The sequence below is a fragment of the Rhodoferax sp. genome, assembly GCF_028689305.1.
Lineage (GTDB): Bacteria > Pseudomonadota > Gammaproteobacteria > Burkholderiales > Burkholderiaceae_C > Rhodoferax.
This window is the reverse complement of record NZ_JAQTWM010000091.1, coordinates 1-13,423: the sequence shown is the minus strand read 5'-3', so window position 1 is coordinate 13,423 and position 13,423 is coordinate 1. Positions and strand designations below refer to the sequence as shown.

Annotated in this window: 16 protein-coding genes, 1 pseudogene and 1 riboswitch; of the genes and pseudogenes, 7 read left to right on the top strand and 10 right to left on the bottom strand. The window is 60.9% G+C overall.

Annotated elements, in window-relative coordinates; genetic code table 11:
* Positions 1 to 163: 163 nt before the first annotated feature.
* Positions 164 to 235, bottom strand: a riboswitch (S-adenosyl-L-homocysteine riboswitch).
* Between the two features lie 51 nt (positions 236 to 286).
* Genes PHW99_RS15410 through PHW99_RS15400 form a run of 3 tightly spaced genes read right to left on the bottom strand, consistent with a single transcriptional unit; the run spans position 287 to position 2,811 of the window.
* The gene (locus PHW99_RS15410) at positions 287 to 1,690 is read right to left on the bottom strand and encodes a sensor histidine kinase (RefSeq protein ID WP_300179485.1); all 1,404 of its coding nucleotides are present in this window, start codon (positions 1,688 to 1,690) and stop codon (positions 287 to 289) included.
* Complete coding sequence (locus PHW99_RS15405) at positions 1,687 to 2,349, bottom strand: response regulator transcription factor (protein WP_300179482.1); 663 nt, start codon at positions 2,347 to 2,349, stop codon at positions 1,687 to 1,689. The genes PHW99_RS15410 and PHW99_RS15405 overlap by 4 nt, the downstream gene beginning before the upstream one ends.
* Positions 2,350 to 2,391: 42 nt before the next feature.
* On the bottom strand, positions 2,392 to 2,811 hold the full coding sequence (locus PHW99_RS15400; protein WP_300179479.1) for a PepSY domain-containing protein: 420 nt from the start codon (positions 2,809 to 2,811) through the stop codon (positions 2,392 to 2,394).
* Positions 2,812 to 2,874: 63 nt separating this feature from the next.
* On the opposite strand from PHW99_RS15400, the gene PHW99_RS15395 reads away from it, so the two are divergent.
* The 4 genes from PHW99_RS15395 to PHW99_RS15380 all read left to right on the top strand — a co-directional run bounded on the left by PHW99_RS15395 (position 2,875) and on the right by PHW99_RS15380 (position 5,724).
* Entirely contained in the window at positions 2,875 to 3,297 is a 423-nt protein-coding gene (locus PHW99_RS15395) for a DUF1924 domain-containing protein (RefSeq protein ID WP_300179476.1), read from the top strand.
* A gap of 33 nt (positions 3,298 to 3,330) precedes the next feature.
* Positions 3,331 to 3,822 (top strand): diheme cytochrome c, encoded by a 492-nt coding sequence (locus tag PHW99_RS15390; RefSeq protein WP_300179473.1) that lies wholly within the window; start codon positions 3,331 to 3,333, stop codon positions 3,820 to 3,822.
* A 121-nt stretch (positions 3,823 to 3,943) separates the two neighbouring features.
* Positions 3,944 to 4,351, top strand: coding sequence for a PepSY domain-containing protein (locus tag PHW99_RS15385; protein WP_300179470.1), 408 nt, complete (start codon positions 3,944 to 3,946; stop codon positions 4,349 to 4,351).
* A 65-nt stretch (positions 4,352 to 4,416) separates the two neighbouring features.
* On the top strand, positions 4,417 to 5,724 hold the full coding sequence (locus tag PHW99_RS15380) for a ferric reductase-like transmembrane domain-containing protein (RefSeq protein WP_300179467.1): 1,308 nt from the start codon (positions 4,417 to 4,419) through the stop codon (positions 5,722 to 5,724).
* 24 nt (positions 5,725 to 5,748) lie between these two features.
* Here PHW99_RS15380 and PHW99_RS15375 read toward each other — a convergent pair.
* A pseudogene (locus PHW99_RS15375) lies at positions 5,749 to 5,991 on the bottom strand (homocysteine S-methyltransferase family protein); the annotation flags it as partial.
* Positions 5,992 to 6,181: 190 nt separating this feature from the next.
* Between PHW99_RS15375 and PHW99_RS15370 the strand changes: the two are divergent.
* Positions 6,182 to 7,054: an MT-A70 family methyltransferase gene (locus PHW99_RS15370; RefSeq protein WP_300179464.1), complete on the top strand. Its 873-nt coding sequence runs from the start codon at positions 6,182 to 6,184 to the stop codon at positions 7,052 to 7,054.
* On the opposite strand, the gene PHW99_RS15365 is transcribed toward PHW99_RS15370, so the two are convergent.
* The 5 genes from PHW99_RS15365 to PHW99_RS15345 form a co-directional block, all read right to left on the bottom strand.
* Positions 7,039 to 7,746, bottom strand: coding sequence for a BglII/BstYI family type II restriction endonuclease (locus PHW99_RS15365; RefSeq protein ID WP_300179461.1), 708 nt, complete (start codon positions 7,744 to 7,746; stop codon positions 7,039 to 7,041). The genes PHW99_RS15370 and PHW99_RS15365 overlap by 16 nt on opposite strands.
* Before the next feature lie 90 nt (positions 7,747 to 7,836).
* Positions 7,837 to 8,883, bottom strand: coding sequence for a homocysteine S-methyltransferase family protein (locus PHW99_RS15360; RefSeq protein WP_300179458.1), 1,047 nt, complete (start codon positions 8,881 to 8,883; stop codon positions 7,837 to 7,839).
* Between the two features lie 34 nt (positions 8,884 to 8,917).
* Positions 8,918 to 9,376 (bottom strand): DUF1236 domain-containing protein, encoded by a 459-nt coding sequence (locus PHW99_RS15355; RefSeq protein ID WP_300179455.1) that lies wholly within the window; start codon positions 9,374 to 9,376, stop codon positions 8,918 to 8,920.
* Between the two features lie 22 nt (positions 9,377 to 9,398).
* Complete coding sequence (locus tag PHW99_RS15350) at positions 9,399 to 9,932, bottom strand: hypothetical protein (protein WP_300179452.1); 534 nt, start codon at positions 9,930 to 9,932, stop codon at positions 9,399 to 9,401.
* A gap of 121 nt (positions 9,933 to 10,053) precedes the next feature.
* Entirely contained in the window at positions 10,054 to 10,995 is a 942-nt protein-coding gene (locus tag PHW99_RS15345; protein WP_300179449.1) for an EamA family transporter, read from the bottom strand.
* A 70-nt stretch (positions 10,996 to 11,065) separates the two neighbouring features.
* On the opposite strand from PHW99_RS15345, the gene PHW99_RS15340 reads away from it, so the two are divergent.
* The gene (locus PHW99_RS15340) at positions 11,066 to 11,560 is read left to right on the top strand and encodes an Lrp/AsnC family transcriptional regulator (RefSeq protein ID WP_300179446.1); all 495 of its coding nucleotides are present in this window, start codon (positions 11,066 to 11,068) and stop codon (positions 11,558 to 11,560) included.
* Here PHW99_RS15340 and PHW99_RS15335 read toward each other — a convergent pair.
* Complete coding sequence (locus PHW99_RS15335) at positions 11,557 to 12,102, bottom strand: TfoX/Sxy family protein (RefSeq protein WP_300179443.1); 546 nt, start codon at positions 12,100 to 12,102, stop codon at positions 11,557 to 11,559. The genes PHW99_RS15340 and PHW99_RS15335 overlap by 4 nt on opposite strands.
* 236 nt (positions 12,103 to 12,338) lie before the next feature.
* On the opposite strand from PHW99_RS15335, the gene PHW99_RS15330 reads away from it, so the two are divergent.
* On the top strand, positions 12,339 to 13,423 hold a 1,085-nt coding region (locus tag PHW99_RS15330; protein ID WP_300179487.1), incomplete at its 3' end, for an ATP-dependent DNA helicase RecQ.

Genomic DNA, 13,423 nt, shown 5'->3' with positions numbered 1-13,423 from the left:
TTGGAGCCGGTCACGTTGGTGCGTTCACCGACGTTGACAAAGGTGGCGCTGGGGGCGGCATCGACGGCGGCGGGCATGCCAATGGTCAAAGGCTCCAGGCCGGACAATTTCATGGGGGGGACAAGAATTTCAGACATGCGACTCACCTGTGGACAAAATCAAAGTCAGGTGAGCGTCGTTGGGAACGATCCAAGCCTGACCGGCCATGTGGCCCGCTGCAACGCTCCTTGGAAGGAGGTTGATTTTAAGGGCTAACCGGCGTCGGGGTGACGGCTTGGCCCTGGTTTTACCCCAGGGCGGGCAACACCAGTTCGACCCGCAGACCCCCCAGCGGTGAGTCGCCCAGCACCAGCTGGCCGCCATACAGCTGCGCCAGGTCATCCACAATGGCCAGTCCCAGGCCGGACCCCGGCACCTGCTCGTCGGCGCGCACGCCACGCTGGATCACGGCTTCGCGCTGGGCTGCGGCCAGGCCCGGACCATCGTCGTCGATGGTGAGGCGCAGGGTGGTGTCCTGCTGGCGGGCGCTGACCTCGACGCGCTGGCGAGCCCATTTGCAGGCGTTGTCCAACAGATTGCCCAGCATTTCCTGCAGGTCCTGGGTTTCTCCCCGAAACGCCAGGGACGCGGCCATGGGCTGTAGCGTGATGGTGATGGCGCGTTCAGCGTGGACGCGTTCCATCACCCGTACCAGCCCTTCGAGTGCAGGCAGCAAGGCTGTCCTGGCGCCGGGCAGCCGGCTGGCCGCCGCAGCTTGGGCGCGGGCCAGGTGGTAGTTCACCTGTTGGCGGGCGACGGCGACCTGCTCCGCCACCAGCGGGGCCAGGCTGGCGGTGGTGGTGTGCGGGTCGCTGGCGGCATTGGCCAGCACCGACAGGGGTGTCTTGAGCGCGTGGGCCAGGTTGCCGGCCTGGGTGCGGGCGCGTGCCACCACGTCGGCGTTCTGGGTCAACACGTGGTTGAAGTCCTCGATCAGGGGCATGACTTCTTGGGGGAAATTGCCTTCCAGCCGCTGGGTCTCGCCGCTGTGCACCTTGGCCAGCGCGGTACGCAGGCTGCGCAGCGGTGCCAGCCCCACCACCACCTGCACCACGGCGGCCAGCACCAGACCGGCCGCCAGCAGCCCGAGCGCCAGCCACAGCAGGCCATTGAAATGGCCCAGCGGTTCGGAGAAGAAGCTTTCATTGGCGGCGGCGATCAGGCGAAACGTCCGAGGCGGGCGTGTCGGGTCGTCCTGCACGCGCACACGGCGCGCCACCATGCCCAGCATTTCACCTTGCGGCCCCGATACCCGGCCCGTGTGGAGCTGGCCATCCGCCGGGGTCAGGGTGGAGACCACCAGCACATGGTCCCATAGCGAGCGCGAGCGCAGCTGGCCGGCGATGGGTGTGCCGCCCGAGGCCACGTCGCTGAGCCGGTCGATCTGCCAGTAGTAGCCGGAGTAGGGGCGGGTCAGGCGCGGGTCGCTCAACGGCAGCGCCAGGGTCGGCTGGTCCTGGGCGTCCAGCGTGAACTGGGCGGTCAGCTGGTCGAGATGACTGGTCAACTCGGCCTGGAACTGTGCCTCGACATGCTGGCGAAACAGGCTGCTCAAACCCCAGCCGGCCACCAGCACCGAGGCCGCAATCCAGAACAGCGTGCCGCCAAGCAGGCGGACACGCAGCGAGCCGCGCAGGTTTGACAGGGTCATGCTGGGGCCGATAGCCGGTAGCCCAGACCGCGCACGGTTTCGATCATGTTGGCCGGCAGCTTCTTGCGCAGCCGGGCAATGAAAACCTCGACGGTGTTGGAGTCGCGGTCAAAGTCCTGGGCGTAAATGTGCTCGATCAGCGCGCTGCGTGACACCACCTCATTGCCGTGGTGCATCAGGTAGGCCAGCACCCGGTATTCATGGCTGGTCAGGGTGAGTGTCTGGCCGGCGACCAGGACGCGGTTGTGACGGGTATCCAGCGTCAGCGGGCCACACACCAGTTCTGCGCTGGCATGGCCACCGGCGCGGCGAATCAGCGCCCGCAGCCGGGCCAGCAGTTCTTCCATGTGGAAGGGTTTGCTCAGGTAGTCGTCGGCGCCAGCATCGATGCCGGCCACTTTCTCGTGCCAGCCATCACGCGCAGTGAGGATCAGTACCGGCATCACCCGGCCGCCCGCCCGCCATTTGCGTAATACCGAGATGCCATCCATCTGGGGGAGCCCCAGGTCCAGGACCACCGCGTCGTAGGGTTCGGTGTCACCCAGGTGCAGGGCGTCCAGGCCGTTGCCGGCTTCATCGGCCACATAACCAGCAGCGCGGACACCTTCGGCCACCTGGGCGCGCAGGGTCGGTTCGTCTTCCACAATCAGGATACGCATGGACCATGATCTCCAGTGATAGGGGTATTTTGGCGCAGCATGTCAGTCCTTGGATTTCTGGCTGATGACGGCGCCGGTGCGCGCATCCACTTTGAGCTTGACCAGTGCACCGCCGCCTTGCAGCAGCTTGATCTTGTAGATCCAGCGCGCCGGGCCGTGATTGTCACTGCGGTCCAGTTCCACATCCAGCACCTGTCCCGGGTAGTCGCGCTGTACCCGTTCCAGGATGGTGCGCAGTGGCAGTATTTCACCGGCCTCTGTGGCCTGGCGGGCCCGGTCGTGGTCGCTGCCGGCCCAACTCACAGCGCTGGCCCCCACGAGCACGGCTGTCCACAGTCGCAGGAAACGGCTGCGCCAAGGGCGGGTGGGGGAACGGTTGGGCATGGTCATGGGGCGAGCCGACGGGTTGATGCCCTGTTTATAACGCGGCCAAGCTGAACGCAGGATGAACGACAGGTTCACGTGCCGTTCAGTTGATGCTGCGCATAGTCACGCCTCATGTTGAACCAACCGAGGCCATTCACGATGCATCATTCCCTGAAATCCACTCTGCTTGTCGCCAGCCTGGCGCTGACGCTGCCTCTGTGCAGCCTGGCCGCGCCGCGTGACGATGTGCTCAACCAGTATGCCGGCGCCGCCAAGGCAGCCAGCCCGACGTTTGACGGCTTTTCAGCCAACCGGGGGGCGGTGTTGCACCGGCAGGTTTTCACCACCGGCAAACCCGACACCCCGACCTGCGCCACCTGCCATGGCCGGGACGCGCGTGCTGCCGGGCGCACGCCCCTGGGCAAAGTCCTGGAACCGATGGCCGTGTCGGTCACACCCACCCGCTACAGCGATCCGGCCAAGGTTGAGAAATGGTTCAAACGCAACTGCATGGAAGTGCTCGGGCGTGAATGCACAGCCGGTGAAAAGGGCGACTGGCTGAGCTTCATGTTCGGCCAGTAACCCCAGTCCCCACCCATCACCAAGGAGTCCACCATGAACATTCCCTATCGTCCGCTGGCCCTGGGCCTGCTGCTTGTCGGTTTTTCCGCCCTGTTGTTTGGTCGCGCCCAGGCCGGTGGCGGCCACTATTACCCGCCGGTGACCGATCCGGTGGTCACCCAGGAGTGTGGCAGTTGCCACCTGGTGTTTGCGCCGGCCATGCTGCCGGCGAGCTCCTGGCAGCGCATGATGGGGGACCTGCAAAACCACTTTGGTGAAGATGCCAGTGTGGACGCTGCCAGTGCCAAAAGAATCACCGACTACCTCACGGCCCAGGCGGGGGATACCGGCGGGCGCAATTTCAGCGGCAAGCTGCTGCGCGGCGTCTCCAGCGCCGATGCGCCTCTGCGCATCACCTCGTTGTCCAGCTGGAATGACAAACACCGCAAGGTGCCCGACTGGGAGTGGAAACACAAGGAGGTCCAGAGCAAGGCCAATTGCGCGGCCTGTCATCTGGATGCCGCGCGGGGTTACTACGATGAATAAACACCGATGACCTGCCCCAAGCTGAACGCCAGATGAACAGGCACTTAAGTCCAGATTAAGCCCGGCGCCACAGAATTCACCCATGGCGCTGCCAATCAAACCAAGCCATTCCATCACCATCATGAAACAACTGTCTACACTTTTTTCTTTCGTCCTTGCTGCCAGTGCACTGACTGCGGCAAGTGCCTGGATCACACCGGCCAGCGCCGATGACAACCGGGCACGGTGGGACGCCGGTCCTTCGTTACCGGTGGCGCAAGTGGTGCAAAAACTGGCCGCTGCCGGCTACCAGAACATCGAAAAAATCCAGCTCAAGAACAGCGCTTATGAAGTGCGCGCCACTGGCCGCCAGGGTGAGCGGATCAAGCTTTACGTCAACGCCCAAACCGGTGAGTTGATGGACCGTCGTCAAAGCGAGCGCCTGCGTGGTGACGATGATGCCCGTTACACCAGTGGTGATTGCAACAAGCGCCGCTGTCGTGACGACCTGGTGCCAACCCCGTTGCCATTGGGCACGGGAGGCCGGTAAATCCTCCTTCCAGGCTCCCGCCTGAGGCCTTGTTCAACCCATCCAACCATTTTGAGCGCATTGTCATGAAGACCCTGATCGTCGGCCTGTTGTCCCTGGTCACCCTGGCCTGGAGCTGGGATGTTTTTACGCTAGCCACGCCCAGTGGCGCCAGCCTGCTGTGGCTGACCCGCCAGGAGGCGCTGTATCTGAGCGGGCTGGTTTCGGTGGCGATGATGTCGTTGGTGATGTTTCTGGCCACCCGCCCGGCCTGGCTGGAGGCGCCATTGGGTGGGATGGACCGGATCTACCGCATTCACAAATGGGCCGGCATTCTGTCGGTCGTGTTTGCGGCACTGCACTGGCTGATCGAAATGTCCGACGACATCATCAAAGCGATGGTGGGGCGGGCCGGTCGCCTGCCCAAGGAAAAGTTCAGTGGTTTTCTGGAGGTGCTGCGTCGTCTGGCCGAGGACATGGGTGAGTGGGCGATCTATGCCGTGTTGGCCATGCTGGTGATCACACTGTGGAAGAAATTCCCCTACCGCACCTGGCAAATCCTGCACAGCGCCATGCCGGTGCTGTATCTGATGCTGGCATTGCATGCGGCCCTGTTGTCGCCGACGGACTATTGGACCCAGCCTGTGGGGCTGTTGTTGGCGGTGTTGCTGGCTGCCGGTGTCTATGGCGCCGTCCGGTCGCTGTTGAAGAGCATTGGCAAGGGGCGTAAGGCGACGGGTGAGATCATGGGCCTGGCCTATCCGGCCCCTGACATCTGCACCGTGCGCTGCCGCCTGGGGCGTGGCTGGCGCGGTCACCGCCCGGGTCAGTTTGCCTTTGTCACCTTCGACCCGAAGGAAGGTGCCCACCCGTTCACCATTGCCAGTGCCGATCATGGTGATGGCACCGTCAGTTTTGAGATCAAGGCGCTGGGTGACTACACCCGGGGTCTGGCCAGCCGCCTGCGCGTCGGGCAAAGGGTGGAGGTGGAAGGTCCTTACGGCCGCTTTGACCTGGCCCGCTGCAACCAGCAGGCGGGGCAGATCTGGATTGCCGGCGGTATTGGGGTGACCCCGTTCCTGGCCTGGCTGGAATCGCTGCAGGCCAACCCGGACCAGGCACCAACTGCCGACCTGCATTACTGCACCCGTGACCGGATCGGTGATGCGTTTGTGCCGCGTCTGGAAGGGCTGTGTTCAACCTTGCCGTCGGTGCGTCTGCACATCCATGGCGCGCGGCAGGGGGCCACACTGACAGCGGCTGACCTGGGCGTGTCCAGCAAGGCTGAAATCTGGTACTGCGGCCCGGCCGGTCTGGCCAACGCCCTGCGGGGCGGCCTGCGCACCATGGGGCTGCGTTTGCCGTTCCACCAGGAAGCGTTTGAAATGCGTTAGGCCAGAAGCGAACCTGGCCAGGGATCAGGCCGCTTCTTTGTAGAAGTAATTCTTTCGCAGCACCCGCCCGGCCAGCGGGGCTACCTTGTCGTGAATCGCGCCAATGTGTGCGGGGGTGGTGCCACAGCAGCCACCGACGATGTTGACCAGGCCCTCAGCGGCAAATTCGCCCACCAGGCGGCTGGTGACCTCGGGTGTTTCGTCAAAGCCGGTGTCGCTCATCGGGTTGGGCAGGCCGGCATTGGGGTAACAGCTGATGAAGGTGTCGGGCGCGGCCTTAACATTGATTACGAAGTTTGTATCCGAAACGTTTGCAACTTGGCACTCCTAACTTCTCGGGTTTTATTGTTGTCGCCATTGTCTGCAAAGTTGATGCTGTATAAATAAACATATATACTCAAGTTTCTTTTTTGAGAAAGATCTTTTTTTAGATCTTAATGCTTTACACTCATGCACCATGACTTCTCAGCCTCTTCGACCGGAATCAGAACCTGCATCACTCCCAGAAATCGTCGGCGGGTTTTCCACTGTCCTGGCCGATCCGCCATGGCGATTTTCTAACCGTACCGGCAAAGTTGCACCTGAACACCGTCGACTTGATCGGTATTCCACATTGCCTCTTGATGCCATCAAAGCATTGAAGGTGAAGGATGTACTTGCACCCAATGCGCATCTATATCTATGGGTACCCAACGCCTTGCTTCCCGATGGGTTAGAGGTTATGTCTGCTTGGGGATTTCGATATGTGAGCAATATTGTGTGGGCCAAGCGACGCATTGATGGGGGTCCAGATGGGCGGGGTGTTGGCTTTTATTTCAGAAATGTGACCGAGTTGCTGCTGTTTGGTGTTCGCGGTTCAATGCGGACATTGGCACCAGGCAGGTCGCAGGTCAACATGATTGAGACCCGAAAACGAGAGCATTCGCGCAAGCCCGACGAACAATATGATTTGATTGAGTCTTGCTCTCCCGGTGCTTATCTTGAGATGTTCGCTCGACACAAACGTTCGGGATGGACTGTCTGGGGTGATGAGTCTTCCGATGAAGTGGTACCTCGTGGCGCTGTACACAAAGGCTACGCCGGGGGGCCGATCTTGCCGCCGCTGTTGCCTAATGAACATGTAGATTTTGCACGTGCTGAAATGCTGGGAGAGAGGCTTCGAGCGATGTACCAATCAGGGCAGAGCGTTCGTCAGCTTTCCGATGAAACAGGCTACTCTATTCAACGTGTGCGGGCTTTGCTTCAAGCGGGTGGAGCGCATATGCGTCCGCGAGGCCGGACACCCCAATCTTGGTCATCTGATGCCGACCTGTTTCAGGCTGCGGAATAGGGTTTGCCGTTCCACGTATCTTGCGTCGCAGCGACAATCAGCAGAGGACAAGTTCCCATCACGCCACGCCGTACCCGCAGAGCGGCTTTTTCTAGGTTGGTTGTAGTAGAAGTTCCCAGGTCAATTGGCAATTTTGAACTCCGCTGGTTCGTGCATAAAGTGGCTTGGTAATCTGCCCACAGTGTTTCGGCAAGTGCCTTCAAACCCACGCGATCTTGTGTGATCAACACCGCAGCAGATATCACGCCCGCTTCATGCCATGCCCGGTAAGCTGAGAGGTCGCGATCCAAATTACCGTCTTTTGCGTTCCACTCAACGTCCAAAGCAACACGCCCCTTGAAGTTATCAACCAAGTAACCTTCTTGCTCGACTGGTGGCAACCGTTCTATGACTTCCAAATTTTTCGATAGCAGGACGCCTTGCGTCACCAAGTCAACGCGAGTTTCTCTCCATCCCCGCGCACTAAACATTTCGTCAATTGTCTTCGCGATATCTCCACGGTTGCCCCCCTTTTTGAGCCAATGAATCGGGTCAAGCACAAATGCCCCAAGAACCTCGGTAATATCCTTCCACTCCAAAGGACATACTGAGCGGAGGACTGCGGCAGCAGAACTGGTTTCCAGGAACGCCCACCGAGCTCGAATCGCAGGAGAAAGCACGACAGGGTCGTCATAGGTTTTTGTCTCAAACATAGTATGAGTTTAAGCCAGTGCTTAATGCATTTGACAAAAACGCGGTTGCATCAGGAATCTAATCAACAGTGAAAGCAACACCTTCACGCTTCAGGCCGCTTCTTTGTAGAAGTAATTCTTTCGCAGCACCCGCCCGGCCAGCGGGGCTACCTTGTCGTGAATCGCGCCAATGTGTGCGGGGGTGGTGCCACAGCAGCCACCGACGATGTTGACCAGGCCCTCGGCGGCAAATTCGCCCACCAGGCGGCTGGTGACCTCGGGTGTTTCGTCAAAGCCGGTGTCGCTCATCGGGTTGGGCAGGCCGGCATTGGGGTAACAGCTGATGAAGGTATCGGGCGCGGCGCGGTTGAGTTCCTGGATGTAAGGGCGCATCAGCGTGGCCCCCAGTGCGCAGTTCAGGCCGATGGCCAGCGGCTGGGCGTGGCGCACGCTGTGCCAGAAAGCCGTCACCGTCTGGCCCGAGAGGATGCGGCCGGAGGCATCGGTGACGGTGCCGCTGATGATGATCGGCAGGCGTTCGCCACTGGCTTCAAAAAATTCGTCAATGGCAAACAGCGCCGCCTTGGCGTTGAGGGTGTCAAAAATGGTTTCCACCAGCAGCACATCGACGCCGCCCTGTACCAGGCCACTCACCTGCTCGTAGTAGGCGGCGCGCAACTCTTCAAAGGTGACATTGCGTGCGCCGGGGTCATTCACGTCGGGGCTGATGCTGGCGGTTTTGGGCGTGGGGCCGAGCGCACCGAGGGCAAAGCGCGGTTTGTCGGGGGTAGAGAATTTGTCGCAGGCGGCACGCGCCAGTTTGGCTGAGGCCAGGTTCATCTCAAACGCCAGGTCAGCCATGTCGTAGTCAGCCTGGGCGATGCGGGTGGCACCAAAGGTGTTGGTCTCGATCATGTCGGCGCCAGCAGCCAGGTAAGACTCGTGGATGTCGGTGATCACGTCCGGGCGGGTCAAACTCAGCAGCTCGTTATTGCCTTTCACATCCTTGTGGAAGTCCTTGAAACGCGCGCCCCGGTACTGGGACTCGTCGAGCTTGAAGCGCTGGATCATCGTGCCCATGGCGCCGTCGAGCACCAGGATGCGTTGTTGCAGGATGTGGGGCAGCGCCTGGCCGCGGGTGTAGGTCGGGGTGGTCATGGCAGCTATTGTAGAAAGCTGCCGGTTAACCCTGTCACCGCATCAAGTCTTCGATGGCGTCCACCACTAGGCTGGTGCCCACGGCGATCAGGAGGATGTCGTTGGCGACGCGGACGTATTTGTAGCCCTTGGGGGGCAAGCCAATTTGTACCACGACTTCGTTGGGGACGGGGTACCACACCACCGTGGACGGCAGGGGCTTGCCGACCACCCACTTCTTGGCTTGGCCGGGCGGCAGGCAGCCATTTTTTTTCTTGGCCAGGCCCGGTGGGCAGCGCCCCTTGGAGGCCTGGGTGCCGTAGTACAGACGCACGGCTTGTCGCTGGTCATCGCCAAAGTAGGCACCGATCTGGACTTGAACGGTGGCTTCCTGCTGGGCTGCGGTTTTTTTGTTTTTGCCATGCTCAACCCATTCTGGTTTGGCGGCCCAACCTGATGTGTTGACCAAGAGTGTGGCCGCGACGGCAATGAGGGGTAAGAGCCTGGAGTTCATGGTGGTCTCGGTGAAAGTGGGGTTACCGATTGGCAGCGAGGTCCTGTTTGGCTTGTCGCTGGGCCTTGGTAGCCTCGGCCGTGGCATTGACCTCGGGACGCAAGGCTCTGATCGAGGTCCCCAAACTGGCGCCGGCCATCATCCTGGTTTTCAGGTCGGTGAACGGGATGCCCAAATTGTTGCTGACATGTACGGCCGCGACAAATTGGCCCAGGTTCTTGAACCCGGCGGCTGCGGCCTGCAGGTCTGTGCCCGCAGGCAAGAGCTGACCGAGTTGGGTGGACAACTGTTTGCGATCCGTCAGTTGCTGGGCAACCGTCTTGCCGGCCTTGGTACTTTTGCCAGTCTGGCTGGATTTGCCTTTGGTGCCTGCCTCTGGTGGCGCCCCGGCGTTGGCGTTGCCCTGGTTGCCACTGCCATCGTTGCCGCCGCCACGGGAGCCGCTATTGCCACCGCCTGCGCCACCGTTACCGCCACTATTCCCCGCCGCCAAAGCCGGCAAACTCAAAACAAGGGTGGCAGCAGCAACCAGGGTGTAGAGATGACGACGTTTCATGATGGACCTCTTTGGACATCAAAAACCTCATTGTGGACCTGTCGGCGCAGAGAGGAAAGCCAATTTTGTAACCGGGTTTTGCTGGCACCGCATCGTCCTGACGCGGCCATGCCAGTTGTGTTTACCTGCGCCGGTGGATCCAGGCTCGGCCATACCTTACTGCGGTCGCGCCGTAGAGGATCAGTCCCAGCGCCAGCAGAATCAGCGGCATGGCCAGATACACCCAACCGGTGAGGCTTTCCCCGCCAAACAGCACCCCGACACACAGCGCCACCACCGGATTGACAAAGGAGTAACTGCCCGCCACCGCGGCACTGGTGTTTTGCAGCAACCACAAATAGGCGTTGAGGGTGACCAAAGTGCCCAGAACCAGCAAATAGAGCCAGGCGATGGCCGAGGCCAGGCTGACGTTGGCGAGTTCAAAGCTGGCCGCTTCCGGTTCAAAGATCAAGGAAACCACCAGGCCCAGACCGCCGCCAATCAGCCATTGCGCACCCGAGGCCATGGACGGCTGCGGCAGCGACAGCTTGCGTGAGGCATACGAACCCAGGCTCCAGCACAATGGCGCACCAAAGGCACACAGGCTGCCCAACCAGGTGGCGCTGAAGTCTTTTTCCAGGGACAGAACCAGCGCCCCGGCGACACCCAAGGCCAGGCCCAGCCAGCTGGTGGCCGGCACCCGTTCGCCACCCAGGCGTGTCCATAAGGCCAGCCACATCGGCATGCTGGTCACTACCGTGGCCATGAGCCCGGAGCCAATGCCCAGGCGCTGGGCCAGAACCACCATGCCCATGGCGGCGAAAGTCATCAAGGCGCCAATCAAGGCGCTGTTTCGCCACTGCAAGGGGGTTGGCCAGGCAACGTCCAGCCGTCGGGCAAGAATCAGCATGACAGCACCGGCAACCACAAAGCGGGTGCCATTCATCAACAATGGGGGGAGTGTCTGCATCGCGATGTTGATCGCCAGATAGGTGGTGCCCCAAACGATGTAGACGATGAGCAGCGCGCTGGCGACTTGATATGTCCTGCCAATTGCCCTACTCTTATTGAAAATAGCTTCCATAAGTGCCTTCAAACCGGATAAATTCCGGAAAAATTTCAATGTGTGTGAATTTTACAGAAAATAGCATCCAATGCAAGAAAATATACTGATAGACGATATTGACTCAAGAATTCTTACGGCGCTTGGTGGAGATAGCCGCCGTTCTTATGCCGAAGTGGCGGCTGAGGTGGAGCTGTCGACCGCCGCCGTGCACGAGCGGGTCAAGAAGATGATTGAACGGGGTGTCATTGAGCGCTTTTCATTACGTATCCAGCCGGAAGCGGTTGGTTTGCGCTTCACCGCCTTTGTCGCCATCCGCAACGATGGTGGCATCCACTGCCGCGACATTGCCCCGGAACTCAGGCGCTTGCCCGAAGTGCTGGAATTGCACAGCGTGGCCGGTGAGTATGACTTCCTGGCCAAGATCCGCACCACCCACGCGCGGGCGCTGGAAGAGGTGCTCTACAAGATCAAGGCCATTCCTGGCGTGGCGCGCACCACCAGCACCGTGGTGCTCAATACCGAGTTTGAAGAACGGCCGCTGGTACTGCAGCGGGGTGACTCGCCTTCAAGTGCCGGGGGTTAACGGCTTCTTTCGTGCTGTTCCAGTGCGAGCAACAGGCTGGTCCGATGCTGCCGGGCCACCTCTTGCCAAGGCAGCCCGGACAGTGCGCCTTCCAGCGCCCACAGCAGATTGAGTGAGGCGCTGCGGTTGGCCCGCTTGACCTTGGCGTAGGCAGCGACAGCCCCCAGCTTTTGCAACTGCTCCAGGGAGCTGATGCCGGCTTCCTGCAAAAATTGATTGGATTTGGGACCGAGATTGGGCAGCGCCTGAAAGACCTCCGGATGGCTGGGACCGGGTGCTGGCGCCTTGGGCGAGCGCGCACGCTGTGATTCAAACGCTGCCGCTGCGGTGATGGCCTCGGCAATGGCCGCGTTGGCTTGCGGACTGTTTTTCCAGCAGGTTGAACCCAGAAGCGACGCCGCACGCACCACAATGTCCCGCGCGTCGGCTTGGCTGAGTTGGGCCAGGGAGGCATAACCCAGTTGTTCCAGCCGCTTGACAACCGTCGGGCCAACGCCTTTGACCGCGAGCAGCACTTTCCGATCAGATTCCGAGAATGGCATAGGTTGGTGTCCAAGGGGTAAAAGCGAACCCCATTTTGGGAATCATAGCGGGCCCCAAAACCGCCATCCGGCCTGACCGCGGTCAGCGCAGCCCTCCTGGTCAACTGGTCCCCGCCGGGTGGGACAATAACGCTGCGGCGCAAGGCACAACGGCGGTTTTTGACCAGGTTACAGGCATTTTTGGCCTCTAGCCCGCGTAAAACAATCACTCATAGCTATAAAAACGATAGTAAAACATTTTGTCCATCGAATCCATCCTGCAGGAAGTTTTTGGCTACCAGGCATTTCGCGGGCCGCAGCGCGACATCATTGAGCATGTGGTCGCAGGGGGTGACGCGCTGGTGCTGATGCCCACCGGCGGCGGCAAGAGCCTGTGTTACCAGATCCCGGCGATCAGCCGCGCCCGCGCCGGCCAGGGCATCACGGTGGTGATTTCACCGTTGATTGCGCTGATGCACGACCAGGTCGGCGCCCTGCATGAGGCCGGTGTCAGCGCGGCGTTTCTGAATTCCACCCTGTCCAATGAAGAAGCGGCGCAGGTCGAACGCCGCCTGCTGCGCGGCGACATCACCCTGCTGTACGCCGCGCCGGAGCGGGTCACCACCCCGCGTTTTCTGGCCCAGCTCGATTCGCTGCAAGAGCGTGGCCTGTTGAGCCTGTTTGCCATTGACGAAGCGCATTGCGTCAGCCAGTGGGGGCATGACTTCCGCCCCGAATACCGTGCCCTGACGGTCCTGCACGAGCGTTACAGCCGTGTGCCGCGCATCGCCCTCACCGCCACCGCTGATGCGTTGACGCGCGCTGACATCATCGAACGCCTGCAACTGCAGGCCGCGCGCCTGTTCATCAGCAGCTTTGACCGCCCCAACATCCGCTACACGATTGTCGAGAAGCGCGAGGCCACCCAGCAGCTGCTGCGCTTCATTCGTGATGAACACCTGGGGGATGCTGGCGTGGTGTATTGCCAGTCACGCAAAAAAGTCGAAGACATGGCCAACCTGCTGTGTGACGAAGGGATTGCCGCGCTGCCCTATCACGCCGGGCTCGATGCCAAAGTCCGCCAAGCCAACCAGGACCAGTTTTTGCGCATGGAAGGCATTGTGATGGTGGCGACCATCGCCTTTGGCATGGGCATTGACAAACCCGATGTCCGGTTTGTGGCGCACCTGGATATGCCCAAAAACATCGAAGGCTACTACCAGGAAACCGGCCGTGCCGGGCGCGATGGTGAAGCCGCCGACGCCTGGATGTGTTACGGCCTGCAGGACGTGGTGAACCAGCGCCGCATGATTGACGAAAGCCCGGCCGGGGAAGAATTCAA

Coding starts and splice junctions, on each gene's coding strand:
- PHW99_RS15410 (WP_300179485.1), bottom strand. CDS start 1,690: ATGACCCTGTCAAACCTGCGCGGCTCGCTGCGTGTCCGCCTGCTTGGC.
- PHW99_RS15405 (WP_300179482.1), bottom strand. CDS start 2,349: ATGCGTATCCTGATTGTGGAAGACGAACCGACCCTGCGCGCCCAGGTG.
- PHW99_RS15395 (WP_300179476.1), top strand. CDS start 2,875: ATGCATCATTCCCTGAAATCCACTCTGCTTGTCGCCAGCCTGGCGCTG.
- PHW99_RS15390 (WP_300179473.1), top strand. CDS start 3,331: ATGAACATTCCCTATCGTCCGCTGGCCCTGGGCCTGCTGCTTGTCGGT.
- PHW99_RS15385 (WP_300179470.1), top strand. CDS start 3,944: ATGAAACAACTGTCTACACTTTTTTCTTTCGTCCTTGCTGCCAGTGCA.
- PHW99_RS15380 (WP_300179467.1), top strand. CDS start 4,417: ATGAAGACCCTGATCGTCGGCCTGTTGTCCCTGGTCACCCTGGCCTGG.
- PHW99_RS15370 (WP_300179464.1), top strand. CDS start 6,182: ATGACTTCTCAGCCTCTTCGACCGGAATCAGAACCTGCATCACTCCCA.
- PHW99_RS15365 (WP_300179461.1), bottom strand. CDS start 7,746: ATGTTTGAGACAAAAACCTATGACGACCCTGTCGTGCTTTCTCCTGCG.
- PHW99_RS15360 (WP_300179458.1), bottom strand. CDS start 8,883: ATGACCACCCCGACCTACACCCGCGGCCAGGCGCTGCCCCACATCCTG.
- PHW99_RS15355 (WP_300179455.1), bottom strand. CDS start 9,376: ATGAACTCCAGGCTCTTACCCCTCATTGCCGTCGCGGCCACACTCTTG.
- PHW99_RS15350 (WP_300179452.1), bottom strand. CDS start 9,932: ATGAAACGTCGTCATCTCTACACCCTGGTTGCTGCTGCCACCCTTGTT.
- PHW99_RS15345 (WP_300179449.1), bottom strand. CDS start 10,995: ATGGAAGCTATTTTCAATAAGAGTAGGGCAATTGGCAGGACATATCAA.
- PHW99_RS15340 (WP_300179446.1), top strand. CDS start 11,066: ATGCAAGAAAATATACTGATAGACGATATTGACTCAAGAATTCTTACG.
- PHW99_RS15335 (WP_300179443.1), bottom strand. CDS start 12,102: ATGCCATTCTCGGAATCTGATCGGAAAGTGCTGCTCGCGGTCAAAGGC.